Below are 26,278 nucleotides of genomic sequence, written 5' to 3' on the forward strand. Positions count from 1 at the left end.
TAACCGATTGAAGCGCTTCATTCCTTGATAAAGAGGGAATTGCCTATATCTAGAGATGCAGGAGGGGGTCAATTTGTTAAATCAAGACTATGTAAGATATATAGATAACGTCGGAAGAGTTGTCTTGCCGACAGATATAAGAAAACGGTTGAAAATTCATCCGCGCGATTTTATGGAGATTTATCGAGAAGAAGACCAAATTGTCATAAAACCGTATTGGCAGGACAAACCTTGTATCGTCACAGGGGAAGTAACAGGCTCCAACAAAGTGCTATCGGGTGGAGTGGTCATCAGTCCAGAGGGAGCGAGATTGCTCTTACAAGATTTACTGGCACTTCGCTTGCAAAAGGAAATATAAAAGAGGCTGTCGAGATTATCTCGACAGCTTTATTTATCTCCTTAAATTTCTCATCTCTTCATTTTATAATTGAGAAAGTCTATTAAAGGATAATGTATTTACAATGTTTTACACTATAAAATCTTTTAAGTAGACAGCTGAATTTGTTAAATTAATTTTTTGAAAATTATCACCTTTATTTTAAAAATGAACAATACATTGATTTATCATTTACAAAGTCAAATCATATTATAGTGATAAGAGTTGTCTTCATTCTTTTGCTCCACTCATTATGTTCAAAATGATATTTATTGGATATTTGTATGGTATCTTCTAGAAAGATAACTTTAAAAGAAATTTACTAGGATATAGAATAGTTTTTAGTTTGACATATCATTGACCTCGTTCCTAAGCGAATTCAACTATAAGTTGGAATCGTATTACTCAATTTAAAGATAGAACGATTCTCAAGATACTATAAATAAGCTGCTTGGAAGTTCTAACACGATTGAAAATTATAGGCATATATGCTTTGTAAACTAGTTGACTATTGACAGAAATGTGGTAATATTGATGAAAATAATTACAAAACAGTAATTATTCACTAAATAGGAGGAATGTCATAATGAAAAGAAAATCTTTTGTTTTGTCGGTTATTGCTTTCGCTGGATTAATAGGAAGCAGTGTTTTACCTTCCAATGCTTCAGCAACGGAATATTTAGGTTGGGACGAAGATATAGGGGTTGTACAGCAAGGCTTTGCTACCCTCGCAGCAAGTAAGCCACAGTCCCATAAGGGCTATAGAGAATTGAATGACCGTATGAATCGGCATAGAGCAGTAGGTATCACGAAATGGAAAGGCAAAAAGCACTATACAACAGCAAGATATGAAAAAAGATGGCCGTTAAGTGGTGTTATCACGAGTAGTGGACGAGTCTGGGGAACTGGTAAGACAATCGCTAAATCTGGTTGGTGCCAAGGTGGAAAAGCTAAAACTTACTGGGGCAATTAATCTTGGATTCTATAATTGAAGGTGGGTTTACATGAAACAAAGAGTAGCAATCCTAATATATTTATGTATTCCCTTTTTTATTATTAGTTTCATAGTGGCTTTATACAGTCACTATTTAACTAATCAACAACGGGTAGAGAGAATTTCAAACTCTTTGTATAGTAATATCAGCGTTTACGTGGAAATTTCAACAAAGGACCCCTTCAATTGGAATAATTTTGATGATCAAAAGGAATATACCATATTCAAAGAAGCCTCTGATGGTGATACAAAAGTCAGAGGCTTTTTTTCAAAAGATCCAATTGAAGAACCCCCCATTTTAGAAGGAAGATTCTTTAATTCGAGTGATTTTTATAATCATAAAAAAGTGGCTGTTGTAGGAAAAGTTATTAAAGATAGAGAATATTTTCTTTATAAAGGAGAGAAATATCGAATCATCGGCCGTATGGGTTTAGAAAAACCTACGCCTCTTGATCAGCAAACGCTTATTAATATTGATGCTCTGGAAGAATCAAAGGAAGAAAGCAAGAATTATTATGTAATAGATGATTATTCAAGCATGAAAAACATGAAGAATCAATTACAAAAGATGCTTGGCAAAAAAACAGCAATCAACATTAAAGATAAGGAGGAGAAAGGTTTAAATCGTGTAATGGGTACTGATAAGCAAAATCAGTTTGTTTTTTATATTCTCCTTTGTATAGTTGGCCTTACATCAACTTTTATCTCTGTATATTGGATTCACCGAAAGACCATGTTGATTACGATTCAACAACTCATCGGATTCCAACAGAGAAAAATTTTAAAAAGCCTCATTTTTCAATACCTTGCAGCTTCACAATTATTTTATTTGTTAGGCTTGTTTACAGGAAAACTTGTTTTTCCATTTTCAGATGAACAAACAAATATAATCATTCTAAGCTATATAATCGCCACGACTTTTGGATTAGGAACTTTCTTGGTGGCGTTTAAAAATAAATCATACGAAAATATTATAAAACGACTGAGGTAAAATGTATGTTGCTGTTGAAAGAATGTTGGGAAAGTTTAGTATCCAAAAAAACCATTGCATTTTTGGTCATTCTGGAGCTGATAGTGCTTTCTTTTTTTATGACGATATTGTTTTTAAACTATCAAAAATCTGAAACGCATGCTAAAAGTTTTATGAGGCCTTTTGAAAATCAAAACGTGTATCAAATAGATGATGAATTGAGAGACGAAAAAGAAGATGCATTTTTAAGCAGTCCATCCAATGTAGATAAGCTCCGTGTATTATATAAAAAATTTGATTCCGCCAAAAAGTTTCAATTTATTAATGTTACACAGCAACCAGTAGGCATCCTCAATTTTAATGGTCCTCAATCTTTATTAGCTGGTTTTGAAGAAAATAGTATTATAGAACCTTATGAATCAGAAACAGATCATCAAATGTATGAAACGATCAAAGCTGTGCAAATGAATAAACAGGCGATGAAGTTACTAGATATAAAACTTTCAGAAGGTGAGCTACTTCCTGACAAAGCCTTTGACTATAAAGAGAATAAAGATATCCCTGTTCTTTTGGGATCAAGCTATCAGGGTTTATACAATATCGGTGACAAGATAACCGTTGAATACTTATTCAAGAAGTTGGACGTTCATGTGATTGGTTTTTTGGAGAAAAACACTTATACAACAATAGGGCAAGATTCCCAAGTGTATTTAGACAGATATATGGTGTTACCGATGATGCACTTTGACCAAATTGAACGGAAAGATAAAGAATTCTACGATTTCCAGTGGAAGGTATTACTTCACAGTATTAATGGATTCATAGTTACACCAAAAGATAGTCTTGCAATCACTAAAGAAGTCAACCAGCTTGGAAAAGAAGCTAATTTTACAGATTTTGCGATTCTTGGAGCGAATACAACAGGTATTGTTGTTTTGTCGAGTATGATGGAACAAAATCAACAAATTTTGATCTTACTGACAGTGACTTTATCGTTATTCTCACTAGTGACCATTTATTTTGTATTGCGGACAAAGCTGAAATTAAATATGAAAAAATATGCGATTTACCTCATATCAGGTCTAACAATGAAGCATATATTCGCTTTCATTTTCAGTGAAGTGCTGTTGCTTAGTCTGACTTCATTTGGATTAACAGCATTGGGTGTCTCGTTCATATTAGGAGCCTTAGATCCATTTTATTATATAGGTGGTATTGTCTTTTCTCTTGTGTTTAGTCTGATCATTACTGCTCCGATTTATTTTAGGTTTAGAAAAATGCCGATACAAATGCTGCTGAAGGGAAGAGAATAAATGGACCTGATAACGTTTAAAAATATGTCTAAAGAATTTAACTCAGGGAAACAAACAAACAGGGTTTTAACGGATGTTAATTTAACTATTAAAGAGAATGAACTTGTTATGATTACAGGTAGAAGTGGAAGTGGAAAAACTACTTTATTAAACATTATTGCAGGTCTAGATAAACCAACAAGTGGCTCTTACTTTTATAGAAATCATGATTTGACAAACAAGAACTATAAACAATTAGCTGATTTTAGGCAAAATAAAATAGGTATCATCTTGCAAAACTATCCGTTGGTAGATGAAAAAAACGTATTTGAAAACGTTAAGATTCCGCTATGGAATAGTGATTTGTCTAAAGAAAAACAAGAACAGCACATTATTGAAATGCTACGATATGTCGGTTTAGAAAATAAAGCAAAGGCGTATCCTAAGGAGCTTTCTGGGGGAGAGGCTCAGAGAGTGGCAACAGCAAGGGCTTTAATTAATGATCCAGATTGTATTCTTGCTGATGAGCCCACTGGCTCTTTAGATGAGGAAAGCGAACAAATTATATTTGATTTGTTAACTGATCTCCATCGTGTGGGAAAGACGATTATCATCGTGACACATAATAAGGATTTGGCTAAACAGGGAGAGAGACAAATAAATATAAGTAACGGGGTTTTTCATAGTGTAAGATAGAGAGACACGTCCGAATCATCAGAGCACGTAGCCGACCGTATTACGATGTATAAAAGCGTTCTGTGTTTGTCAGAATTTATTCGAACTTTTAGTTCCAAATGCAGAGGTTTTAAAGAACGAAATTAACAACTTGATCATAAAAAAAGGCTGTCCTCATTACATGAGAACAGCCTTTTTTCATCATACTGGATTTAAAATCCGGTTTAAGAATTGTTTTGTTCGTTCTTCCTTTGGTCGTTTGAAGATTTCTTCTGGAGGACCTTGTTCGACGATGACGCCGCCATCAATAAAAATCACTTCGTCTGCCACTTCTTGGGCAAACTTGATTTCATGTGTGACGACCGCCATGGTCCAGCCTTCTTTCGCTAAATCCTTCATGACCTTTAAGACTTCCCCGACAAGCTCAGGGTCAAGTGCAGAGGTTGGTTCATCAAAAAGCATGAGCTCTGGTTGAATAGCAAGTGCACGGGCAATGCCGACACGTTGCTTTTGACCGCCTGACAGCTGGAAGGGATACAAATCTTTTTTATCCTCAAGTCCTACCTTTTGCAGGAGCTGAATCGCTTCTTTTCGCACCTCTTCTTTTGGCCGGCGCTGAACTTGGACTGGACCTTCCATCACATTCTCAAGAACAGTACGATGCGGAAACAGGTGATAATCTTGAAACACCATGCCTGACTTCCGGCGAAGTTTGAGCAAATCAGCTTGTTTATTTTTTTTAGAAAAATCAATCGAGAAATCATCGAAGGTAAAGGAGCCGGCATTTGGAATTTCAAGTGCATTTAAACAGCGAAGCATCGTTGTTTTTCCTGAACCTGATGGACCAAGAATCGCCACAACCTGCCCTTTGTTGATCGTAAAATCAATCGACTTTAAAATCTCATTTTCACCAAAGGATTTGTTTAAGCCTTTGACTGTTAGCATGTCTTTCCCTCCTTACCTTGCGACATATCGATCAAGTCGTTTTTCAATTTGATGCTGAACGAGTGATAGAATGAAGCAGAATACCCAATAGATCAGGGCTGCTTCCATATAAATGAACAAGATCTGATCCAAGTTCGCCGCAGCAATTTCCTGAGATTTACGGAACATCTCTGCCACGAGGATTTGGGAGGCAAGGGATGTATCCTTCACCAAACTAATGAATGAATTAGATAGTGGCGGAATCGATACACGCACAGCCTGCGGTAAAATCACGCGGACGAGCGTCTTACGATGCGTCATCCCAATTGAATAACCAGCTTCCCATTGTCCTTTAGGAACAGACAGGACGGATGCACGGATAATCTCTGACGCATACGCACCTACGTTTAATGAAAAAGCAATAATGGCACTTGGATATGGATCTAGTGTGATATTAAATGTCGGAAAGAAATAGAAAATAATAAACAATTGCACAAAAAGCGGCGTTCCACGAACGGCCGACACATAGATGGAAAAAATCCATCTGAGGGCTTTGATTTTAGACATTCTAGCAAGAGCTGTCACAAGCGCAATAAAAATACCAATAATAAAGGCAATGATGGCAAGGGGGATTGTATAATAAATCCCCTGCATCACCATTGGCCAAAAAGATTGCTGAAGAAGATCCCAAGGAATGACGACTCCTAGGGTATTACTTTGTAACATCTTCACCAAACCATTTCTTAGAAATCTTAGCAAGTGTACCGTCTTTTTTCATTTCTTTTAATGCGCCATTCACTTTGTCAACGACTTCGCCGCTGCCTTTTCTGAATGCAAAGTAAGTTTCTTGAGGATCTCCTGTTTCAAATGCAACTTTTAGGTTTTTGTTCCCGCTTGTTTTCAAGTAATTCAATACAGCTAGCTTGTCATTGAATGTCAAATCAGCACGTCCTTGCTGAATCAATTGAATCGATTGTGCAAGACCCTCAACGCCTTCAATTTTAGCGCCAGCATCTGTTGCTAGTTTATTGTAGTTACTTGTTAAGGATTGTGCTGCTTTTTTGCCTTTGACATCAGATAGTTTCTTGATGTCGTTGTTATCTGATTTTGTCACAACAATGGCTTGAGACGTTGTGTATTTATCAGAGAACTCGTATTGATTTTCACGTCCAGTTTTACCAACTTGGTTCGCTACCACGTCAAAACGTTTTGAATTCAGTCCAGCAAACATGCTGTCCCATTGTGTTTCTTTGAATTCAGGTTTTAAGTCAAGACGTTTTGCTACTTCTGTGATGACTTCTACATCGTAGCCAGTTAATTTATCTGTCTTTTTGTCATGGAATGTGAAAGGAGCATAAGTACCCTCTGTTCCGATCGTCAGAACACCTTTATCCTGAATGGATTTCCAAAGGTCACCTGATTCCTTAGACCCAGATTGTTTATTCGCGTTGTCGCTTGCACCAGATCCACATGCCGTGATCAATGCAACACAAGCGCCTAACATAATGGCAAAGAACATTTTTTTCATTTTATTCCCCACTTTTCTTGTTGGTATTTACAACATATGATCTTACAGAGAAGCAACCTAAAAGTAAAGCATTTGAAACTAGCTTGAGCGAATCTCATCAACTTTATGCCCTTAAATGGTTGGACGGACAAACGATAGAACTATACCCAAAACAAAAGGTGGTTAAAACCCAACACATTTTCAAACGATAATGAAAATTGTTCGATTAATGAGAATGTTAGATAGACTATTTAATGGAAAAATATGCTATGATCATCACATCAAAAGATGGTTATGTTGTTGTATATCAGTCGATTCATATGACTTTTTAAGAAAATAAAGTAAACGATATTCAGTGAACAAACGTAATATAAGGGAAGTGTGGTCATTTGCATATATCGAAACAAAAACCCGTCATGATCTTAATACACGAAATATACGGAATAAATGATCATATGAAGAGTGTCATTTATCATTTTGACAAAGTTGGCTTTGAGGTGTATTGTCCTCATTTATTAGGAAAGGTTAAAAACTTTCCTTATGTCAGTGAGAATGAGGCATACGACTACTTTATGAATAAAGTTGATTTTGATGAATCGGTAAAGATCGTATTGAATGTGGCAAAAGAGTTAAAAACGAAAAATGCATTGAGAGATATATTTCTCATAGGTTTTAGTGTGGGGGCAACAATTGCTTGGAGATGCAGCCAATATGATAAGCTGTTTACCGGAGTTATTGGGTTTTATGGTTCAAGAATCAGAGATTACGTCCATCTTGCACCTGCTTGCAAAACTCTTTTATTTTTCCCAAAGATCGAAGCATCTTTTAACCCTCTAGAGATTGCGGAAATTTTGAAGAAAAAGGACAATCTATGCGTGAGAATAGTAGAAGGAAAGCATGGATTCGCCGATCCATATTCTACGGCTTTTCACGCTGAATCTAAAAATAGCTGCTTTCAGGAAATAGATGATTTTATCAAAATGTGTTTGCTGGAAGAATAAAGATTTGTGAATGTGTAAACAGTGAACGGTGTCTTACAATTGATCATAAGAGAAAAGAAACCAGTATGTAAATGGAGTTCCATACTGGTTTTTTGTGCGAATATTTTGGTTATACGGCATCCTATCAAATGATAAGATTCACCGCATATTTGTGCGAACATTACTAAAATAAAGACTTTAAGACAGTGACCATAGAAGGAAGCATATTTATTATAAAAGATGTATAATTAGTAGGTTGTTTTGAAAATGGAATGAATCACATGGAGACATGTTTTGATAACAGAACATCTTAGAAGAAGGAGGGCATCATTGTGGATGTTGGACAAAATCAGCCTGAGCAATTGAAAAGGGCGATGACCTCCCGTCATTTATTTATGATTTCACTTGGCGGTGTCATTGGGACAGGCTTTTTCTTAGGAACGGGCTATACGATTGGACAAGCAGGGCCAGTTGGAGCCGTTCTTTCATATATTGTGGGCGGATTGATTATGTATTTAACCATGCTGTGTCTTGGAGAGCTGTCGGTTGCACTTCCTGTGTCCGGTTCGTTTCATACGTATGCGACGAAATTTGTCAGCCCTGCAGCGGGTTTTGCGGTTGGCTGGATTTATTGGCTTGGCTGGGCAGCAACGGTCGCCCTTGAATTTTTATCAGCAGGACAGCTAATGAGGCGCTGGCTTCCGCAAGTGGATGTGTGGATTTGGTGTCTCATCTTTGGATTGTGTCTTTTCTTATTAAATGCCCGGTCGGCGAAAGCGTTCGGGGAGTCGGAGTTTTTCTTTTCAACCATTAAGATCATTGCGATTTTACTCTTTATCGGTGTAGGCGGAGCGGCGATGTTTGGTCTTATTGAAACAACGAGCGGTGAACCTGCCCCTTATTTCAGTCATTTTGTGAGTGATGGGCTGTTTCCAAATGGATTGCTTGCCGTTGTGGTCACGATGATCACCGTGAACTTTTCATTCCAAGGAACAGAGCTGATCGGGATTGCGGCAGGAGAAAGTGAAAACCCTGAGAAGACCGTTCCGCGCTCGATTCATCAGACTGTTTGGCGTACACTCGTCTTTTTCGTCCTATCTATCTTTGTCTTAGCAGGTATGGTGCCATGGAAGGAAGCGAGTGTGCTGCAAAGTCCGTTTGTTACTGTTTTTGAGAGAACGGGTATTCCTTTTGCGGCAGATATCATGAACTTTGTCATTATCATCGCTTTATTATCTGTTGCCAACTCTGGCTTGTATGCATCGACGAGAATGCTCTATTCCTTATCGAAAGAAGGAATGGCAGGAAAAGCATTTAGACGCGTGAATCAGCGCGGTATTCCGATGAATGCCTTACTGCTCACGTTCCTGTTTACAGGGATTTCGCTATTATCCGGTTTCTTTGCAGAAAAAACAGTTTTTGCCTGGATCGTGTCCATTGCCGGCATGAGTGCTCAGACTGGCTGGATCACCATTACCTTATCACAAATGCTTTTCCGCAGAAGATATTTGAAAGCAGGCGGAAAGCTGGAAAACTTAAAATTTAAAACCCCTCTTTATCCGGTTCTGCCGATTATTGCGATTACGCTCAACACCATCGTGTTGATCAGCCTTGCCTTTGATCATGAGCAGCGCATCGGGCTATATGTCGGCGTCCCTCTCATGATCATTGGGTATGTCGTCTATCACCGCTATGTAAAAAAGCATCAGGCGAAAAGTGAATCGCTCAAGCTGCAAATTCATGGAGATGATGAGATCCGGTTTTAAACTATAAAAAAGAAGCCAACCCAATGGGCAGGCTTCTTTTTTATTTAATGAATCCCTTTCATCGCTTTCTTAATCACTGGTGTTAAGAGTAGCATCACACCGCATAAAACGATGGCGAGTAATCCAATGATACCGAAATAGACGGTTTCTGGGACTTTATCAAACAGTTTGACCACTTGCGCGTTGATCGCCTGTGCCATCGCATTTGAAAGGAACCAAAGGCTCATCGTTTGCGCTGAGAAAGCAGCAGGTGCAAGCTTTGTTGTCGCTGACAGCCCAACAGGTGATAAGCAGAGTTCTCCGATCACGACAAGGAAGAAGCTCAGAACGAGCCATAATGGGCTCACAAGTGTATTCGGACCAGACATGTAGGCAGGAATGATCATGATGATGAAGGATAACCCTGCAAACAGAAGGCCAAGTGAGAACTTAATCGGGGTAGACGGCTGTTTCTTTCCAAGTCTAATCCACAACCAAGCAAACACAGGAGACAATAGCACAATAAAGATTGGGTTCAATGATTGGAACCACGAAGAGGCAAGTGTCATCCCAAGGAAATTCAAGTTTGTTCGTTGATCTGCATATGTGGCTAAAATGTTTGAGCCTTGTTCTTGAATCGCCCAGAACATCACCGCAGCAAGGAACAATGGAATATAAGCGAGAACCCTGGATTGCTCCACTGGGCTCGTCTTTTTACTGAAATACATGACGATGAAATATACAATCGGAATGAGCACACCAAGGGCACTGACAAACCAAGTGAATAAATTAATTGTGAGTGCACCTGTTTGAATGCCGATGACAGCAAAAACAGCAAGCACAATGGTAATTAATGTTCCGAAAATTTTGAAGTTCTTGCGTTCAGTAGCTGATAGTGGATTTGTCACATAAGTACCGGCAAGACCAAGATTCGGTTTTTTCGTGATCACAAATGTAATCAGACCAACAAGCATCCCAACGGCAGCAAGTGAGAATCCGAGGTGGAAGTTCACTTTTTGACCGAGTGTTCCGACAATTAACGGGGCAATAAAACCGCCCATGTTGATCCCCATGTAAAAAATACTAAAGCCAGAATCCCTGCGTGGGTCTGTTTTAGAATACAGGTCGCCCACAATGTTTGAAACGTTTGGCTTCAGAAGACCTGTCCCAATAATAATTAGACCCATACTAATAAAGAGCGCTGTTGCTCCGCTTGGTAAAGCCAAAATGACATGTCCAAGCATAATGAACACCCCGCCATAAAAGACCGTACTAGACGAACCGAATACGCGGTCGGCGAGCCATCCCCCAATAATGCCTGACATATAGACAAGCGCACCGTAGACAGACATGATCGAATTGGCTGTCGTTTGATCAAAACCAAGACCGCCTTTTGTCACCTCTGTGTACATATAATAAATAAGCAGTGCACGCATGCCATAATAGGAGAAACGCTCCCAAAATTCAGTGAAGAACAGTGTGTAAAGTCCTTTAGGATGTCCAAAAAACCCTTTTTGAGGAACACTTTTAACAATTTTATCGTGGTCAATTGTAGACATGGCATAGATCCTTTCTTAAAAAAAGAGATATGAGAAAAATGATATTCTTGTATAGTTCTTGTGTCAATATAAAACTATTCTAAAACAGGAAAATGTTAGTTCAATAGGCGTAAAGTCTCAAAAATATGAAAAATTCTTTCAAGTGAGAATGGTCTGAAAGTTATATTGAAAGAATTTATTTAAAATTTGAAGAATTGTACAAGCAAACCTTTTACACATGCATAGGATGACAAGAGAACATGTGTGAAAAGGAGGAGTTTAGGTTGGGGGAATTAAATGAATCTGATCTGAAAAAGCCTGTTGTCAATGTACAAGATTTTGGTGTGGTGGCGGATGGGAAAACGGACTGTACAGCGAAGCTCAATGAATGCTTAGAATGGACGAAAGCGCAGGGGTATTCTCACGTCTGGCTGCCGAGCGGCACGTATGTCATCGATGCAGTGTACAGAGGAGATCGATTTTTTCCTTTCCGGGGTGCGGGTATACGTGTGCCAAGTCATATGACGATTGAGATGGCGCCAGATGCCGTCATTAAGGTGATACCAAATGATTCGTGGGGGTATGCGGCCTTTTATATAGGAAAGGTTCAGCATGTGACCATCAGGGGCGGGCGAATCGAAGGGGATCGACATGAACATGTATACAAGTCGCTTCCCCCTGAACGAAAAACCCATGAGTGGGGCTTTGGGATATGTATTGAAGGGGCATCTGATGTAGAAGTGAATCGTGTACAAATCAAAAATTGTACGGGAGACGGCATCATTGTCAGTCCCCATGGTTTATTATCACAGGTTGAAACGTACTCTCCTGCTTCATCTATTCATATTTCTGGTTGCCACGTTACAGATTCAAGGCGAAACAATATCTCGATCACAGGCTGTGACGGGGTCATTGTGGAGGACTGTCTGCTTGAGAGAGCAGGAGTAAACGGAGTCGAGCCAAGAATGGGCATTGATATTGAAGGCTACGGGGAAAATGCAGTGAATATGGAGGAACCGCTGAATATTCAAATCCGAAACAACATTGTAAGAGGTGGCGCCGCAAGCTCTATTTATAACTTCAATGGCTATGGTGTCATCATCGAAGGCAATCATACAGATAGCAGTATCTCCTATGGATTTGCCACGGAAACCATCATTGCTAACAATTTGATCCGTGCGGTAGGAGGAGGCGTCACAAAAGCAGGAATTACGAGTTTAGGTGTCTCTCTTGGTCAAACAGAAAACAATGTGATCATTATTGGCAATATGATTGAAGGATTTGAAAAAGGGATTGATGTGAGGGGCGATAGTGTTCACATTACAGGGAATAAGATCAGTCTATTTGAAGATGCGGCTTTGTCCGTTTATATGGCGAACCGTATTCTAATAGAAGGAAATCATATTGAATCGGGGACGAATACAGGACTAAGAAGCGCAGCGCTGCGTATCTATCAGTCAGATAGCGTCGTCTTTTCAAACAATACGATTTACTCGGTGATTGATGGAGCGATGGTAAGAGGAACGAATATCCTCATCCAGCACAATCAATTCAAAGAATTCAGCAGAGGGATCTGGGTGCAGGAAGGGGAAGCTGGAATCAACGGCAATCACTTTATTCAAGAAGGACACCAAGAGCTTGGGTCTTCGTATACGATCAGTGTCACTGGAAATGCAAAGGCTTTCATTTGGCATAATCGCTTTAAGCACTACCAAAACTACGCCGTATACAGCAACACGACGGGACCATTAGAAATTAAAGACAATTCCTTTGAAGAATCATCTTTATATGTCGTGATGTATATTAAAAACGGTTCACCACAAATCGGAGATAACCGCTTTTATTTAAATCGTTCGTTCGGACAGCCGACAGCGATCTTTATCGATCAAGCGGCTTCAGCCCGTGTACTGCGGAATAACATCATTAATTTATCTCCTCAAAAAGCAATTGCTGTCCGCACCATATCGTCTACTCATTCCGTGATCGCCCATAATATGCTCGAACGCAGCCAATTGACGACACATACGACCGACCGGATCATTGGAAATATTGAAATCGATACACCGTAATGAATGAGAGAAATCCCTCATTTTGGAGGTTCAGAAGGCGGTTGACAATCCTGTAAAAAGGGCATATAGTAATAATTATTTTTCATTTTTCGCAACATTTGCCCTTTTTTTATTGATAAAACCGATTAATTCAATCAGAAAAATGTATCTTCTGAGGACTTCAGTTTGATATATGAGGATATAGAAAGGATGAAGAACAAGTGTCACAGCCGAAAAGGAAGCTCAAGCTAGGCGTATTCATCGCAGGAACTGGACATCATGTTGCCTCTTGGAGACATCCGAATGCCGTATCAGATGCAGCCATGAACCTGGATTATTTTAAACAATTAGCGAAAAAAGCAGAGGAAGGAAAGCTAGATTTACTCTTTTTAGCCGACAGCTTATCCATTAACCAAACCTCTCATCCGAATGTACTTACAAGATTTGAACCGCTCACCCTGCTTTCATCCATTGCTGAGTCTACTTCATCCATTGGATTAGCAGCAACAGCATCAACTACATACAGTGAGCCTTTCCATATTGCAAGACAGTTTGCCTCCCTTGATCATTTATCAGGCGGAAGAGCGGCATGGAATGTGGTCACATCTTCTATTGAAGAAACAGCGAAAAACTTTAGCGGAGAAGAGCATTTAGCCCACCATAAACGATACGAGCGAGCAGAAGAGTTCGTCGAGGTCGTCAAAGGTCTGTGGGATTCTTGGGAAGAAGACGCCCTTGTCAGAAACAAGGAAACGGGAGAATTCTTCGAATCTAGTAAGCTTCATGAACTCCAGCATAAAGGGGAGTTCTTCTCAGTACGAGGGCCACTTAACGTATCACGTACGCCTCAAGGGCAGCCAGTGATCATTCAGGCAGGGTCATCCGAAGACGGTCAAAAGCTTGCAGCGAAAACGGCTGAACTTATTTTTACAGCACAAAACGATCTCGAAAAAGCGAAGGAATTTTATCAAAGCTTGAAGGAGAAAGTAGAGGATGCTGGTCGTGCTAGAGAAGACGTCAGCATCATGCCGGGGATCTTCCCGATTATTGCTGATACAGAGGAAGAAGCCAAAGCGAAATATGAAGAATTACAGGAGCTGATTGTTTCTGAGATTGGGCTGAGCATTCTGCAAAACTACTTAGGTGGGATTGATTTGTCTCAGTATCCTTTAGACGGCCCGCTACCAGAGATTGATCCAAGCACGTCAAATGCGGTAAAAAGCCGTTTTGATCTCGTGATGAATATGGCGAGAAAGGATCACCTGACCATTCGCCAGCTCTATCAATCAGTTGCCGGCTCGCGTGGTCATAATATTTTCATTGGTACACCACAGCAGCTCGCAGATGTGATGGAAACATGGATCAATGAAGAAGCAGCAGACGGCTTTAACGTCATGCCCCCGCTATTGCCAGAAGGGCTGGACATGTTCGTAGACCGCGTCGTCCCAATTCTTCAGGAGAGAGGCTTATTTAAAACAGAATATACAGGACAAACCTTACGAGAAAATCTCGGATTAGCACAGCCAAAAAATCGCTACACGACATAAAGGTGAGGTGACCAACGTTGGGATACACATTTCGTCTGGCAACAGAGGCAGATATAGAGGCGCTGCTTGAACTGACAACAAGAGCTTATGAGCCAATTCGTGAGCTCGGCATCCAGTTCCAAGCAGCACATGCTGATTTCGCTCTCGTTCAGAAAAATGTACAAAAGAATCTTTGCTATGTGATGGAAGAAAACGGAGAGCTTCTATCCACCTTGTCGCTCCGTATGCCTTGGGGAGAACAGCCAGGTCCGTTCGGTGTCCCTCACATTTGGTGGTTTGCCTCAGAACCATCCGCCAAAAAAGGGACAGGCTCTATCTTGCTGGAATGGGTGGAAACCGAAGTGCTAAGAGATACCTTAAAGGTGCCATACGTATCTTTAGGTACAGCTGATAAGCATCCGTGGCTCATAGACATGTATGAGCGCAAAGGCTACGTCAGAGCAGGAGAAAAGGATTTAGGCAAGGGTCATATCACGGTTTATTTGAAAAAACAACTAAGGTCAGATATTACACAACCATAAGAGGAAAGAAGGGTATACGAACATGAAAAACAAAAAGTGGCTAGTCATTCTATTTGCAGCAATGCTGGCAGTTTTAGCAGCTTGCGGCGGCAACAATCAGAGTGAAGGAAAAGACGAAAAAGTATTAAAAGTAGGCGCCACAGGGCAAAGCTATCCGTTTGCTTATAAAGACAATGGCAAGCTTGTTGGCTTTGATGTTGAAGTCACTGAAGCTATCGCAAAAAAACTCGGCTATAAACTAGACTGGCAGTTAAGTGAATTCAGCGGACTAATGGGGCAGCTGACATCCGGTAAGCTGGATACAGTGTCAAACCAAGTCGCAGTCACAGATGAGCGTAAACAAACGTTTAACTTTACTGATACGTACGCATATGCAGGAACACAAATCATCGTGAAAAAAGACAACAACGACATCAAAGGTCTTGATGATTTAAAAGGAAAAACAGTGGCGGCAGTTCTTGGCTCTAACCACGCCAAAAACTTAGAGAGCAAAGATCCGGACAAAAAAATCAATATTAAAACATATGAAACGCAAGATGGTGTCTTAAATGAAGTGGCAAATGGCCGCGTAGATGCTTATGTCAACGGACGCAGTGTATTGCTGGCTCAAATTGAAAAAACAGGTCTGCCGCTCAAAATTGTTGGCAACCCCATTGTGTATGAAGAAGTAGGCTACCCATTTGCCAAAGATAAAAAGCATGACAAGCTAAGAGAAGAATTTAACAAAGCGATCAAAGAATTAAGAGAAGACGGGACACTGAAAAAATTGTCTGAGAAGTATTTCAAAGACGATGTCACGGTGCCAATTAAAAAATAACGACAGCGGCGGTGAAGAGCAGACATGAACAAAATTGATTGGCAGTATATGGTGACGGTTTTTCCGACATTGATTCAATACTTGCCGATAACGATCTTCATGGCGATTGTCTCCATGGTATTTGCCATTATCATTGGTGTGGTATTCGCTCTTATTACGAAAAACCGGATACCTGTTTTATACCAATTTGCCAAGCTGTATATTTCTTTTTTCAGAGCGGTTCCAACCTTGGTTCAGCTCTTTCTCATTTATTTTGGTCTTCCGCAGCTATTCCCTGCGATGACTTCAATGGATGCCCTAACAGCGGTCATTATCGGATTAAGTATTAAAAACTCAGCATACTTAGCAGAAATTTTCAGAGCGGCCCTCAACTCTGTAGATGAAGGGCAGCTAGAAGCTTGTCTATCTGTCGGCATGACAAGATGGCAATCTTACGTCAGAATTATTTTCCCGCAGGCAATTAGAAATGCGATTCCAGCGACGGGGAATACCTTTATCGGTCTTTTAAAAGAAACATCTCTTGCCTTTACGATTGGTGTGGCAGAAATGTTTGCACAAGGGAAGATGATTGCGTCAGCGAACTATAAATACTTTGAAACCTATTTAGCTGTAGGGATTGTGTATTGGGTGATGACCATCATTTATAGCTTCCTTCAAGACCTATTTGAACGAAAAATCAGCAAACCTTACCGGAATTAAGGAGGTGTGGACATGATCAAGCTCACCAATTTGAAGAAATCATTTGGCGACCTTGTCGTCTTAGACGGAATCAATCTTGACGTGCAAAAAGGGCAGGTTGTGGCCATTATCGGACCTTCTGGCTCCGGTAAATCCACCTTGCTGCGCTGCTTAAATTTATTAGAAATACCAGATGAAGGCACGATTGAAATTGGCGATGCAAAGCTCGATGCGTCTAAATATACACGAAAAGAAGCCCATCACCTGCGTCAACAAACAGCTATGGTGTTTCAAAACTATAATTTGTTTAAAAACAAGACCGCACTGCAAAATATTACAGAATCACTGCTTGTGACGAAAAAAATGACGAAGCAACAGGCAAATGAGATTGGAATGAAGCTGCTAAAGCAGGTAGGATTAGAGCAAAAGGCTGACAGCTATCCAGTCACGTTATCTGGCGGACAGCAGCAGCGAATCGGGATTGCCCGCGCATTAGCGGTTGATCCACATGCGATTTTACTCGATGAACCAACATCGGCACTTGATCCAGAGCTTGTATCGGGTGTGCTTCAAGTGATTAAATCCATTGCCATCCAAGAAACAACGATGATCATCGTGACACATGAAATGGCGTTTGCAAGAGAAGTAGCAGACCATGTGATTTTCATGGCAGATGGTCATATTATTGAACAGGGCACACCAACTGAGTTATTTGATGAAACGAAGAATGAACGAACAAAACGATTTATCCAAAAAGAAGCAGCGGCTGAAGAAGCATAAGCTGCTTTTTACTCTTTAGAGGGGTGAGTACCAGTGAAATCAATAGGAAATGAAGCATTAAACAAACGTTTAATTAACATTCGCCGAGCGCTTCATGAGCATCCAGAGCTGGCATTTGAAGAATATGAAACGACTAAAAAACTGCGCAGCTGGTTAGAAGAGGAGGGGATCACCGTACTCGATTTTCCAGCTCTTCAAACAGGTGTTGTCTGTGAAATCAAAGGAGAACAAGAGGGACCAACGATTGTCCTGAGGGCTGATATTGATGCACTTCCGATTGAAGAAGCATCTGGCGAACCATTTTCCTCAAAGGTACCGGGGAAAATGCATGCTTGCGGTCATGATTTCCATACAGCTTCTATCTTTGGAGCGACTCTTTTATTAAAAGAACGGAAACACGAGATCAAAGGAACGGTCCGTATTTTGTTTCAGCCGGCTGAGGAAGTCGCGCAAGGAGCAAAACATGTCATAGAGGCAGGCGTTTTAGATGGAGTGGATGCCATTTTTGGTATGCACAACAAACCTAACCTGCCAGTTGGCACTATAGGCGTTAGAGAAAAAGCTTTAATGGCGAGTGTAGACCGGTTTGAAATCGATATTAAAGGAACGGGTGGTCATGCAGGTATTCCGAATCACACGGTAGATCCCATTGCCATCAGCGGGCAGATCACAAGTGCTCTTCAACAAATCGTCAGCCGGCGAATCAGCTCATTGCATCATGCAGTCGTCAGTATCACACGTATTCAAGGCGGTACATCATGGAATGTGATTCCTGATCGTGTTGAGATGGAAGGAACCGTTCGGACATTTGAGCCTGAAGTGAGAGCGATGATTCCAGAGCTCATGAAGCAAATCGTGAGGGGGATTGCCGAAGGATTTGGGGCAAAAGGCGAAGTGAAATGGCATCCGTATTTGCCTTCTGTGCTAAATGACGATCGTTTAACAAAGGTGGTCAAAGAAACGGCAAGCGTGCTGGATCTCACAGTCGTTCAGGCAGAGCAGTCACCGGGCGGAGAAGATTTTGCCCTTTATCAAGAACACATTCCAGGCTTTTTCGTATGGATGGGGACGAGCGGTACCGAGGAATGGCATCATCCCGCCTTTACACTGAATGAAGGCGCACTCCCTGTTGCCGCTGCCTTTTTTGCCGAGCTTGCTGTTCGGGCATTGGAGTCACGATCATGGAATTAACAAAACAATTGGCAGAGGCTGTACTGTCTGCTGATCCACTTCAAGATCATCGGGCGGTAGAAATGGCTCGACATGGTCTGTTAGACGCTGCGGCGGCGGCGCTTGCTGCGAAAGAGGACGAAGGAATTCAAAAGCTCATGGCACTTGTGGAACAAGAAGGCGGAGAAGCTCAAATTCCTGTCATCGGACAAGGGAAAAAGGTCAGTCGTCAATCCGCAGCGATGCTGAACGGCTACTTGATCCACGCCCTTGATTATGATGATGTGCATTCAGACGTGAGAGGACACCCAAGTGCGGTGATCATTCCAGCATTGCTATCACAGCTATCAGACGGAAAAGGGTTTGGCGATCGATTTTTAGCAGCCTACATCACAGGCGTTGAAGTGATGGCAAGGCTTGGCGAATCCATCGGCAAAGCGCATTATGAGCGAGGCTGGCATAATACCGGAACCCTTGGAGCCATTGCGGCAGTATGTGCCATTGGGTATTTAAAAAAGGTCTCACAGGAAGAGTTAATGAAGGCAATCGGCTTTGCTGGAGCGCAATCTGCCGGCATGCGAAAGCAGTTCGGCTCTGATATGAAACCATTACAAGCCGGCTTAGCGGCTAGAACAGCTGTCTGGTCTATGGATTTAGCTTGTTCAGGTTTTGGCGGGAGTGAATCGCTTCTGGATGGAGAGCTGGGTTTCTTTTCTCTCTATGGAGATCAGAAACTATCGGAAAGGCGTTTGCTAGAAGACTATGGCACTGCGTGGCGTATCGTGTCGCCAGGTCTATGGTTCAAAGTCTATCCGTTCTGCTCAGCGGCGCATCATGCTGCCGATGCAATCCTATCCTTAATGAAAGAGCATCCTTTCTCACCGGAGCAGGTGAAACAAGTAGATGTCCTGTTCCCGCCTGGCGGAGATGCAGCGCTTATTGAGCGGACACCTTCGACTGGAGAAGAAGGGCGATTCAGTGTCGAATATGTGATCGCACTTGCCGCGTTTGGACAGACGCTGGCGCTGGATGCCTTTACGAAAAAACCTATTTCATCACAAATACGCACATGGATGAAACGGGTGAAGAGAGGATACGACCAAACGATAGAACCTCATCCAGATGCTGTCCCAAAAGGTCGCTTTACGATTGTGAAGCTCACCTTGTCTGATGGCACCACCATCAGCAAACGAGTCGATATTCCGCGGGGAGCACCTGGCCATGCACTATCGAAAGAAGACATCATGCAAAAATTAAACAGTGTTACGGACGCATTTTATGCACAGCAGATCTTACAGGCCGTTGAAGACGGAAACGATTCTTCTTATAAGCAGATGCTGGCATGATCAAGAAAGAGAGCTCACCCTTAATAGGTGAGCTCTCTTTACGTACATAATCCTATCCTATTTAAAATAACAATACAATTCACTACAACATCTCACTCTATTAAAAAGTATGAAGAAAAGATGACCAAACTATGATAAGTTCAAGAAATCACTTGAATCCAATTGAGATTTAAGATGGAACATGTAAAATAAAGCTACATAAAAGAAATACAATGGCAACAGCGGAGGCTGATGATGAAGATATTAATGATTGAAGACAATCAGAGTGTGTGTACAATGACCGAAATGTTTTTTCAAAGAGAAGGGTTTCAGGCGGAATTCGTTCATGATGGTCAAGACGGCTTAAATCGGTTTAAGCAAGAAGATGATTGGGATCTGCTGATATTAGATATCATGCTTCCTTCAATGGATGGTCTAACCATCTGTCAAAAGGTGCGTCAGATCAGTGATGTTCCGATCATTATGCTGACAGCAAAGGAGACGGAGTCTGATCAGGTGCTTGGTTTTGATCTAGGGGCAGATGATTATGTGACCAAGCCTTTTAGCCCCCTGACCTTAATGGCAAGAATCAAAGCGGTGAAACGCCGATTCACGCAAACAACGATTCAAAAAGAAGACGAACGTCTGGCAACAGCACATTTCCTGTTAGATAAAAAAACAAGAGAGGTTTTTCTAGATGGTGAGCCAATTGAGAATCTGACGCCGAAGGAATATGATTTGCTGTGCTTTTTTATTCAGCACCCTCGGCAAGTATTTTCGCGCGAGCAATTGCTGGAGCAAATTTGGGGATATCAATTTTATGGAGATGAACGAACGGTCGATGTTCATATTAAACGGCTGCGCCAAAAAATCGGAGACGGACCTAAGCCCTTTCTGTATACGGTATGGGGCGTAGGGTATAAGTTCGATGAAGATTAAATATTTTTACCAGCTTCTGATGAGTCACCTTGGGTTATTGCTCATTGCCATCATTATTATCAGCACCCTCATGTCTCATTTTGTGAAAGATATTGCCTATCAGAACAAAGTGGATGAAATGAAATCTTATGGGAATGAAATTTTGCGGAATTTTCAACAGCTACCGAAAGCCGAGATGAACTTCCGCCTCCGTCCATTTGAAGACATTCTCTCGACAAGACAAATTCGCTTTTTCGTCTTTGATGAAAAAGGGAATGTACTAACTCAGCAGCAAGAGATGCCGCCGCATGAAGCTTTACTCACAAAGGATTTGTGGACTAAGCTCGCAAAAGGAGAAGACATCATTGTCAAGCGGAGTGATTCACGCCGACTTGATCAAGAAGCATCCCTTGTGGCACTTCCTGTCATAGAGGACGGAAAGCTGAAGGGCGGGGTTGTGCTCATTGCTCCTATTCAAGGAGCAGAGGAACTAATTGCTCAAATGAATCGGTATTTATATATCATCGTGTTTGTGGCATTGACGATTACTTTTATTCTCAGTCTGTTTCTGTCGAAGTTTCATGTGAATCGTATTAAAAAACTGAGAGAGGCAACTGAGAAAATTGCGCATGGTGACTACAACATCCATCTTGAAAACAAACACCTTGATGAAATTGGCACACTAGGTGAGGATTTTAATATGATGGCGAATCGTCTTCAACGGTCAAGGGAGGAAATTGACCGGCTCGAAAAACGGAGACGACAATTTATCGCAGATGTGTCTCACGAATTGAAAACACCGCTGACGACCATTCGAGGATTGGTCGAATGGCTGAATACTGCGGATGTGCCGGCAGAAGAGAAAGAGAAATGCTATGCGCTCATCACTGATGAGACAAAACGAATGCTGCGTCTCGTCAATGAAAATATGGATTATGAGAAAATCAGGTCGAATCAAATCACCCTTCAAAAATTTCACTATCCACTCATTGATACGTTTGAAGTGATCAAGGAGCAACTGAATCGTATGGCTGAAGAGAAAAACAATCAGCTCATTGTAGAGGTGAATCCTGACCAAAAGGTATACGCAGATTATGATCGGCTCATTCAAATCCTCGTCAACATCACAAAGAACGCTATTCAGTTTACAGAAGGCGGCCGCATTGTGTTGAGAGGGAAAGAAGAGGATGGGGAAACGATCATTGAAGTAGAAGACACAGGAGTAGGTATTGCACCAGAAGAAGTCAAACACATTTGGGAACGTTTTTATAAAGCGGATATTTCGAGAACGACTACACCGTATGGAGAATATGGACTTGGCTTGTCCATCGTCAAGCAGCTCGTGGATTTGCATGAAGGACAGATTGATTTGAAAAGTGAGAAATATAAGGGAACGACATTTACGATTCGTTTACCGCTGTCACAACAAAAGGGCTAACTGATGTTAGCCCTTTTGTGTTCATTCCTTATTCCGTCTTAGTAAACGTCAAGCCAATATGAGCAAGTGCCTGCGGCAAGTCTTTCCGAATGGTGATGTCTTTAAAGGAAATATTCGATTGAATCGCACTTAAAGCAAGGTCCTGTTTAATTCCTGTTAAAACAGCCGAAATCCCTAAAAGTCTCAGCGTTTGCGCATAGCTGACCAAATATTGAATGCTCTGTTCATTCAGGCGTTTTGTTCCCGATACATCAATGACCAAATGAGAGAGCGACAGCCTGTAGCTTTCCTGTAAAATGGTTTCTAATATATGCTGAGCACGTGTCTCCTCGATATCACCAAGTAGAGGAAGCACAGCGACACCGTCAACAACTGGGACGATCGGTACAGATAATTGCTGAATCTGCCGGTTGGCACGGTCTAGTTCAAGAACGTAGCTTAATAGAGAAGCCATCGTTTCAAACATATGCACATGCTCATCTGTGAATTGTTGCGGCCTTGAATCAAGCCCGCAAATCGTTCCGTAGTTCGTACCATCTGTAAAATCAATCGGCACTCCGATGAATGATCCGCCTTGGAGACGTTTCGTGACCTCTAAGGATTTAGAACGGTCATCCGATGATATATCAGGGATCACAAGCGTAGCCTGATGATCGACCGCCAGCTTGCAAAATGTCTTCTCGTAAGGAATTTCTTCTCCTTCGTCAAGAAGCTGCTCGTCATGATTTAGCACCTTTACAATCTGATTGGTGGTTTGATCGTTTTTAGCAATAAACAGTGTATTCACATTAGTGAATTGACTCATCATATTTAAAATACTCGTAGAAGCATCATGAAAATTGCGAAACTGTTTTAATAGTTGTTGACGAGGCATTGTTTTAGGACTCCTTGTAGCTCCGATCATATATCGGAACAATAGTTGGTTTGTCTCTATCATACAAAATCAAACGAGAAATAGATATACTTTAATGCGCGAATCCATGTGAATCGGGCGAGAACAAAAAAGGCTGCCGATCCTGAGATCTGGCAGCCTGCTCATTAAAGAGAGACAGGAACAGTAGACATAGAGAAAAATTCCTCATACAACGCTTGCACAGCTTCTTTTTCTTGAGCCGCTTTGACGCCAAACATCATGCTGACCTCTGAGGAGCCTTGATTGATCATTTCAATATTGACCTTCGCTTTTGACAGCGCCTTTGCCGCTCTTGCTGTGGTGCCAACATTGTGACGCATCGCTTCTCCTACAATCATAATGAGGGAGAGATTCGGTTCTAACACGACCTCATCTGCATCAAGCACTAGCTTTAAGCGATCGAGTAGCTCTTGTTCAATATGTTGCTCCTCCAACTGATCCTGCCTTAAAATAATGTTCATATCATCAATGCCAGAAGGGACATGCTCATACGTAAGTCCATATTCCTCTAACGTTTGCAGCACCTTACGCCCAAAACCGACTTCTCGGTTCATTAAATATTTGCTAATATAAATGCTGCAAAATCCACTGTCTGAAGCGATTCCGACAACGGGTCCATTGGTATGATCCCGCTGGTTCACGATTTTTGTGCCTTTTGCCGAAGGGTTATTGGTGTTTTTAATCTGCACAGGAATGCCTGCACGGAAGGCTGGAATGAGTGCTTCGTCATGGAAAACGGAAAAACCAGCATAGGATAGCTCGCGCATTTCCCTGTATGTTAGCTCTGTAATCTCCTTTGGCTCATGAACGATCGTTGGATTGACAGCATAAACAGCATCCACATCTGTTAAGTTTTCGTACACATCTGCCTTCAAACCGTTTGCCAAAATGGAACCGGTAATATCGGAGCCGCTGCGAGAAAAGGTAACGATGTCTCCCGATAAACTAAATCCAAAAAAGCCAGGGAATATGATGATGCCAGAGCGCTCTCTTAATTTATACAAATGATCATATGACTCTGGAAGGACTTGCGCTTGACCAGGCTCATCGCTCACAAATAAACCAGCTTCCTTTGGGTTCACATAGTGAGCTTCGACACCTTGATAGCGGAAATAGGCAGCAATCAGCTTTGCGTTATTGTCTTCACCGCTTGCTTTAATGGCATCAAGATATCGCTCAGGATGAGACGTATCTGCCTGTAAGAGGCTATCTAGATCTTGCCGGATGGTGTCAATCACGTCATGACTTAACCCAAGTTCATCCGCAATCGAGGCATACCGTTCAATGACAGCTTCCTGTAAATCGTGTGCTTCGCCTAAACGTAAATATTGCTCACCACAGCTAATTAATAGATCGGTGACCTTCGTATCCGTTGAATGCCGTTTTCCTGGTGCGGAAACAACGACTGCTTTTCGAGCTGGATCTGCTGTTACAATGTCAAATACCTTTTGCAGCTGCTTGCCAGATGCAAGTGAACTGCCACCAAATTTAACGACCTTCAATGCATACATCTCCTATAGTAAAAATTTTCTCACAAATTGAATAGTTCCTATTATCAACTCTTTTCTTTAAATTATCAAGGTTTTTCTTCATGGAAAATACAAATGTGTTTTTGGGGAGGACGATAACGTGAGTATATGAAAAAAGAGCCGGCGATATGCCGAGCTCTTTTTCTTATGAAGAAGAGGAGGAGGAAGATAACTCCTGCTTCATCACTTTAGAATTGCGTTTTTCCTTTAAGAAAAAGGAGAGGACGAGCCCAAGGACTGCGATCAGACCAGAAATGAAGAATGACGTATTCATTCCATGAACGGCTGATTTTAAGGGGCTGGCCAATTCTGCATTTGCAGCAGAGCTGCTCATGATGGAGACAAGCACAGCTGTCCCAATGGAACCACCCATTTGTCTCATCGTGTTATTCATCGCTGTCCCATGCGGGATCAAATGAGGCGGTAAAGAGTTAATACCTGCTGTTGTCAGCGGCATCATGATCATCCCAACACCGATCAAGCGAAGTGTGTAAGCGACTGTAATGAGGGCGATGGATGAATCAAGGGTGAGCAGCATAAATGGCAAGGTCGTCACGGTAAGTATCGTAAACCCGCCTAATGCCAGCCCTTTTCCGCCGACTTTATCAAAAATCCGTCCAATAATTGGTGAGAGGAGCCCCATAAAGAGTGCACCAGGCAATAAGATCAGCCCTGTATCAAGAGCAGACAATCCTCTCACATTTTGCGTATAGAGCGGCAAAATCGTCTCTGTCCCAATCAATAAAGCAAAAACAAGCATCCCAAGGAAGGTCGTTAAGCTAAAGATCGCAAACTTAAAGACGCCAAACTCAAGCATCGGTCTTGTCAAATTCGACTGACGCAGAATAAAGAAGAACAAGCTCACAGCGCCGACAATCAGCGAAATGAGGACAGTGGCGCTCGTCCAGCCATATGTGCCAACACTAGAAAATCCGTAAAGCAGTCCGCCGAAACCGAAGGACGACAAGATGACTGATAACACATCAATTCGTGTTTCTCTTTGCTGCGTTACATTTTTCATTAAGAAGAAAGCAAGAATGAGATCAATGATACCGATTGGCAGAACAATATAGAACAAGAACTTCCAGCTGAAGGAATCAACAATCCAGCCGCCAAGTGTTGGTCCAAGAGCTGGTGCGAAAGATATGACAAGTCCGACCATACCCATTGCCTGACCACGTTTTTCTTTCGGGAAAATGGTTAAAAAGATCGTTTGCATCAGCGGCATTAAAATCCCTGCGCCGGCTGCCTGCACGATACGCGCTGCAAGTAATACAGGGAAATTCGTTGCAAATGAAGCAAGAATGGTACCGGCTGTAAAGATGCTAAGCGCTGTTAAAACTAAAGAACGGCTAGAAAATTTCTCGATTAAGAAAGCCGTGATCGGGATGAGGATCCCGTTTGTCAGCATAAAGGCTGTGGTGAGCCACTGTCCTTTGCTGACATCAATATTGAATTCCTCCATGATATGTGGGATCGCTGGAATCAGCAATGTTTGGTTTAAAATGGCAACGAATGCCCCAACGAGGAAAATCCCCACAATCACAGATCGATTATACGATGTTGTAGATTGATTCATGTTATCCCTTCTTT

24 protein-coding genes are annotated in these 26,278 nt (G+C 41.6%); 17 read left to right on the forward strand and 7 right to left on the reverse strand.

Translation table 11 applies throughout. From position 1 onward, the window contains the following. The first annotated feature begins 73 nt into the window (after positions 1-73). From NKR21_RS01985 to NKR21_RS02005, 5 genes are all read left to right on the forward strand, one after another. Positions 74-358 carry an AbrB/MazE/SpoVT family DNA-binding domain-containing protein gene (locus tag NKR21_RS01985; protein ID WP_041815153.1) on the forward strand — a complete coding sequence of 95 codons (285 nt, stop codon included), beginning with the start codon at positions 74-76 and terminating at the stop codon, positions 356-358. Between the two features lie 604 nt (positions 359-962). Next, the gene (locus NKR21_RS01990) at positions 963-1,349 is read left to right on the forward strand and encodes a hypothetical protein (protein ID WP_012008900.1); all 387 of its coding nucleotides are present in this window, start codon (positions 963-965) and stop codon (positions 1,347-1,349) included. A gap of 31 nt (positions 1,350-1,380) precedes the next feature. Further along, positions 1,381-2,361: an ABC transporter permease gene (locus NKR21_RS01995; RefSeq protein WP_012008901.1), complete on the forward strand. Its 981-nt coding sequence runs from the start codon at positions 1,381-1,383 to the stop codon at positions 2,359-2,361. Between the two features lie 5 nt (positions 2,362-2,366). After that, positions 2,367-3,653: an ABC transporter permease family protein gene (locus NKR21_RS02000; RefSeq protein ID WP_012008902.1), complete on the forward strand. Its 1,287-nt coding sequence runs from the start codon at positions 2,367-2,369 to the stop codon at positions 3,651-3,653. After that, positions 3,654-4,328 (forward strand): ABC transporter ATP-binding protein, encoded by a 675-nt coding sequence (locus tag NKR21_RS02005; protein ID WP_012008903.1) that lies wholly within the window; start codon positions 3,654-3,656, stop codon positions 4,326-4,328. Between the two features lie 180 nt (positions 4,329-4,508). Here NKR21_RS02005 and NKR21_RS02010 read toward each other — a convergent pair whose 3' ends face one another. Genes NKR21_RS02010 through tcyA form a run of 3 tightly spaced genes read right to left on the reverse strand, consistent with a single transcriptional unit; the run spans position 4,509 to position 6,759 of the window. Continuing rightward, on the reverse strand, positions 4,509-5,252 hold the full coding sequence (locus tag NKR21_RS02010; protein ID WP_012008904.1) for an amino acid ABC transporter ATP-binding protein: 744 nt from the start codon (positions 5,250-5,252) through the stop codon (positions 4,509-4,511). Positions 5,253-5,264: 12 nt separating this feature from the next. Further along, entirely contained in the window at positions 5,265-5,957 is a 693-nt protein-coding gene (locus NKR21_RS02015) for an amino acid ABC transporter permease (RefSeq protein ID WP_012008905.1), read from the reverse strand. Beyond that, positions 5,944-6,759 (reverse strand): cystine ABC transporter substrate-binding lipoprotein TcyA, encoded by an 816-nt coding sequence (gene tcyA / locus NKR21_RS02020; protein ID WP_003213831.1) that lies wholly within the window; start codon positions 6,757-6,759, stop codon positions 5,944-5,946. Before tcyA ends, NKR21_RS02015 begins: the two co-directional genes overlap by 14 nt. Positions 6,760-7,154: 395 nt before the next feature. Between tcyA and NKR21_RS02025 the strand changes: the two genes are divergently transcribed. Then, positions 7,155-7,739, forward strand: a complete 585-nt coding sequence (locus NKR21_RS02025; protein WP_012008906.1) for a dienelactone hydrolase family protein — start codon at positions 7,155-7,157, stop codon at positions 7,737-7,739. 311 nt (positions 7,740-8,050) lie between these two features. Continuing rightward, a complete protein-coding gene (locus tag NKR21_RS02030; protein ID WP_119124407.1) occupies positions 8,051-9,484 on the forward strand; it encodes an amino acid permease in 1,434 nt (477 codons plus the stop codon). A gap of 44 nt (positions 9,485-9,528) precedes the next feature. Here NKR21_RS02030 and NKR21_RS02035 read toward each other — a convergent pair whose 3' ends face one another. After that, entirely contained in the window at positions 9,529-11,022 is a 1,494-nt protein-coding gene (locus NKR21_RS02035; protein ID WP_012008907.1) for a peptide MFS transporter, read from the reverse strand. Between the two features lie 263 nt (positions 11,023-11,285). Here NKR21_RS02035 and NKR21_RS02040 point away from each other — a divergent pair, with 263 nt between their 5' ends. The 10 genes from NKR21_RS02040 to NKR21_RS02085 all read left to right on the forward strand — a co-directional run bounded on the left by NKR21_RS02040 (position 11,286) and on the right by NKR21_RS02085 (position 22,243). Further along, on the forward strand, positions 11,286-13,070 hold the full coding sequence (locus NKR21_RS02040; RefSeq protein ID WP_144457044.1) for a right-handed parallel beta-helix repeat-containing protein: 1,785 nt from the start codon (positions 11,286-11,288) through the stop codon (positions 13,068-13,070). A 200-nt stretch (positions 13,071-13,270) separates the two neighbouring features. Further along, positions 13,271-14,596, forward strand: a complete 1,326-nt coding sequence (locus NKR21_RS02045) for an LLM class flavin-dependent oxidoreductase (protein ID WP_144457042.1) — start codon at positions 13,271-13,273, stop codon at positions 14,594-14,596. A gap of 17 nt (positions 14,597-14,613) precedes the next feature. After that, the gene (locus tag NKR21_RS02050) at positions 14,614-15,117 is read left to right on the forward strand and encodes a GNAT family N-acetyltransferase (RefSeq protein WP_119124409.1); all 504 of its coding nucleotides are present in this window, start codon (positions 14,614-14,616) and stop codon (positions 15,115-15,117) included. A 22-nt stretch (positions 15,118-15,139) separates the two neighbouring features. After that, positions 15,140-15,934 carry an amino acid ABC transporter substrate-binding protein gene (locus NKR21_RS02055; protein WP_012008911.1) on the forward strand — a complete coding sequence of 265 codons (795 nt, stop codon included), beginning with the start codon at positions 15,140-15,142 and terminating at the stop codon, positions 15,932-15,934. 24 nt (positions 15,935-15,958) lie between these two features. Further along, entirely contained in the window at positions 15,959-16,633 is a 675-nt protein-coding gene (locus NKR21_RS02060) for an amino acid ABC transporter permease (protein ID WP_003214174.1), read from the forward strand. Between the two features lie 12 nt (positions 16,634-16,645). Then, positions 16,646-17,392 (forward strand): amino acid ABC transporter ATP-binding protein, encoded by a 747-nt coding sequence (locus tag NKR21_RS02065; RefSeq protein WP_012008912.1) that lies wholly within the window; start codon positions 16,646-16,648, stop codon positions 17,390-17,392. Positions 17,393-17,425: 33 nt separating this feature from the next. Then, positions 17,426-18,583 (forward strand): amidohydrolase, encoded by a 1,158-nt coding sequence (locus NKR21_RS02070; protein WP_144457040.1) that lies wholly within the window; start codon positions 17,426-17,428, stop codon positions 18,581-18,583. Then, positions 18,574-19,908, forward strand: coding sequence for an MmgE/PrpD family protein (locus NKR21_RS02075; RefSeq protein ID WP_144457038.1), 1,335 nt, complete (start codon positions 18,574-18,576; stop codon positions 19,906-19,908). Before NKR21_RS02070 ends, NKR21_RS02075 begins: the two co-directional genes overlap by 10 nt. A gap of 234 nt (positions 19,909-20,142) precedes the next feature. Continuing rightward, a complete protein-coding gene (locus tag NKR21_RS02080; RefSeq protein ID WP_012008916.1) occupies positions 20,143-20,826 on the forward strand; it encodes a response regulator transcription factor in 684 nt (227 codons plus the stop codon). Then, positions 20,816-22,243 (forward strand): sensor histidine kinase, encoded by a 1,428-nt coding sequence (locus NKR21_RS02085; protein ID WP_119124411.1) that lies wholly within the window; start codon positions 20,816-20,818, stop codon positions 22,241-22,243. Before NKR21_RS02080 ends, NKR21_RS02085 begins: the two co-directional genes overlap by 11 nt. A gap of 28 nt (positions 22,244-22,271) precedes the next feature. Here NKR21_RS02085 and NKR21_RS02090 read toward each other — a convergent pair whose 3' ends face one another. The 3 genes from NKR21_RS02090 to NKR21_RS02100 form a co-directional block, all read right to left on the reverse strand. Further along, a complete protein-coding gene (locus NKR21_RS02090) occupies positions 22,272-23,117 on the reverse strand; it encodes a GAF domain-containing protein (RefSeq protein WP_012008918.1) in 846 nt (281 codons plus the stop codon). A 164-nt stretch (positions 23,118-23,281) separates the two neighbouring features. After that, a complete protein-coding gene (locus NKR21_RS02095) occupies positions 23,282-24,658 on the reverse strand; it encodes an aspartate kinase (RefSeq protein ID WP_144457037.1) in 1,377 nt (458 codons plus the stop codon). Positions 24,659-24,830: 172 nt separating this feature from the next. Then, entirely contained in the window at positions 24,831-26,264 is a 1,434-nt protein-coding gene (locus NKR21_RS02100) for an MDR family MFS transporter (RefSeq protein WP_012008920.1), read from the reverse strand. Positions 26,265-26,278: the final 14 nt, after the last annotated feature.

This window comes from Bacillus sp. 1735sda2, assembly GCF_024159245.1.
GTDB lineage: Bacteria > Bacillota > Bacilli > Bacillales > Bacillaceae > Bacillus > Bacillus pumilus_O.

Excerpts from the sequence above, each read along its gene's own strand:
- NKR21_RS01990 (WP_012008900.1), top strand. The coding sequence starts at position 963 with ATGAAAAGAAAATCTTTTGTTTTGTCGGTTATTGCTTTCGCTGGATTA.
- NKR21_RS01995 (WP_012008901.1), top strand. The coding sequence starts at position 1,381 with ATGAAACAAAGAGTAGCAATCCTAATATATTTATGTATTCCCTTTTTT.
- NKR21_RS02000 (WP_012008902.1), top strand. The coding sequence starts at position 2,367 with ATGTTGCTGTTGAAAGAATGTTGGGAAAGTTTAGTATCCAAAAAAACC.
- NKR21_RS02005 (WP_012008903.1), top strand. The coding sequence starts at position 3,654 with ATGGACCTGATAACGTTTAAAAATATGTCTAAAGAATTTAACTCAGGG.
- NKR21_RS02010 (WP_012008904.1), bottom strand. The coding sequence starts at position 5,252 with ATGCTAACAGTCAAAGGCTTAAACAAATCCTTTGGTGAAAATGAGATT.
- NKR21_RS02015 (WP_012008905.1), bottom strand. The coding sequence starts at position 5,957 with ATGTTACAAAGTAATACCCTAGGAGTCGTCATTCCTTGGGATCTTCTT.
- tcyA (WP_003213831.1), bottom strand. The coding sequence starts at position 6,759 with ATGAAAAAAATGTTCTTTGCCATTATGTTAGGCGCTTGTGTTGCATTG.
- NKR21_RS02025 (WP_012008906.1), top strand. The coding sequence starts at position 7,155 with ATGATCTTAATACACGAAATATACGGAATAAATGATCATATGAAGAGT.
- NKR21_RS02035 (WP_012008907.1), bottom strand. The coding sequence starts at position 11,022 with ATGTCTACAATTGACCACGATAAAATTGTTAAAAGTGTTCCTCAAAAA.
- NKR21_RS02055 (WP_012008911.1), top strand. The coding sequence starts at position 15,140 with ATGAAAAACAAAAAGTGGCTAGTCATTCTATTTGCAGCAATGCTGGCA.
- NKR21_RS02060 (WP_003214174.1), top strand. The coding sequence starts at position 15,959 with ATGAACAAAATTGATTGGCAGTATATGGTGACGGTTTTTCCGACATTG.
- NKR21_RS02065 (WP_012008912.1), top strand. The coding sequence starts at position 16,646 with ATGATCAAGCTCACCAATTTGAAGAAATCATTTGGCGACCTTGTCGTC.
- NKR21_RS02075 (WP_144457038.1), top strand. The coding sequence starts at position 18,574 with ATGGAATTAACAAAACAATTGGCAGAGGCTGTACTGTCTGCTGATCCA.
- NKR21_RS02080 (WP_012008916.1), top strand. The coding sequence starts at position 20,143 with ATGAAGATATTAATGATTGAAGACAATCAGAGTGTGTGTACAATGACC.
- NKR21_RS02085 (WP_119124411.1), top strand. The coding sequence starts at position 20,816 with ATGAAGATTAAATATTTTTACCAGCTTCTGATGAGTCACCTTGGGTTA.
- NKR21_RS02090 (WP_012008918.1), bottom strand. The coding sequence starts at position 23,117 with ATGCCTCGTCAACAACTATTAAAACAGTTTCGCAATTTTCATGATGCT.
- NKR21_RS02100 (WP_012008920.1), bottom strand. The coding sequence starts at position 26,264 with ATGAATCAATCTACAACATCGTATAATCGATCTGTGATTGTGGGGATT.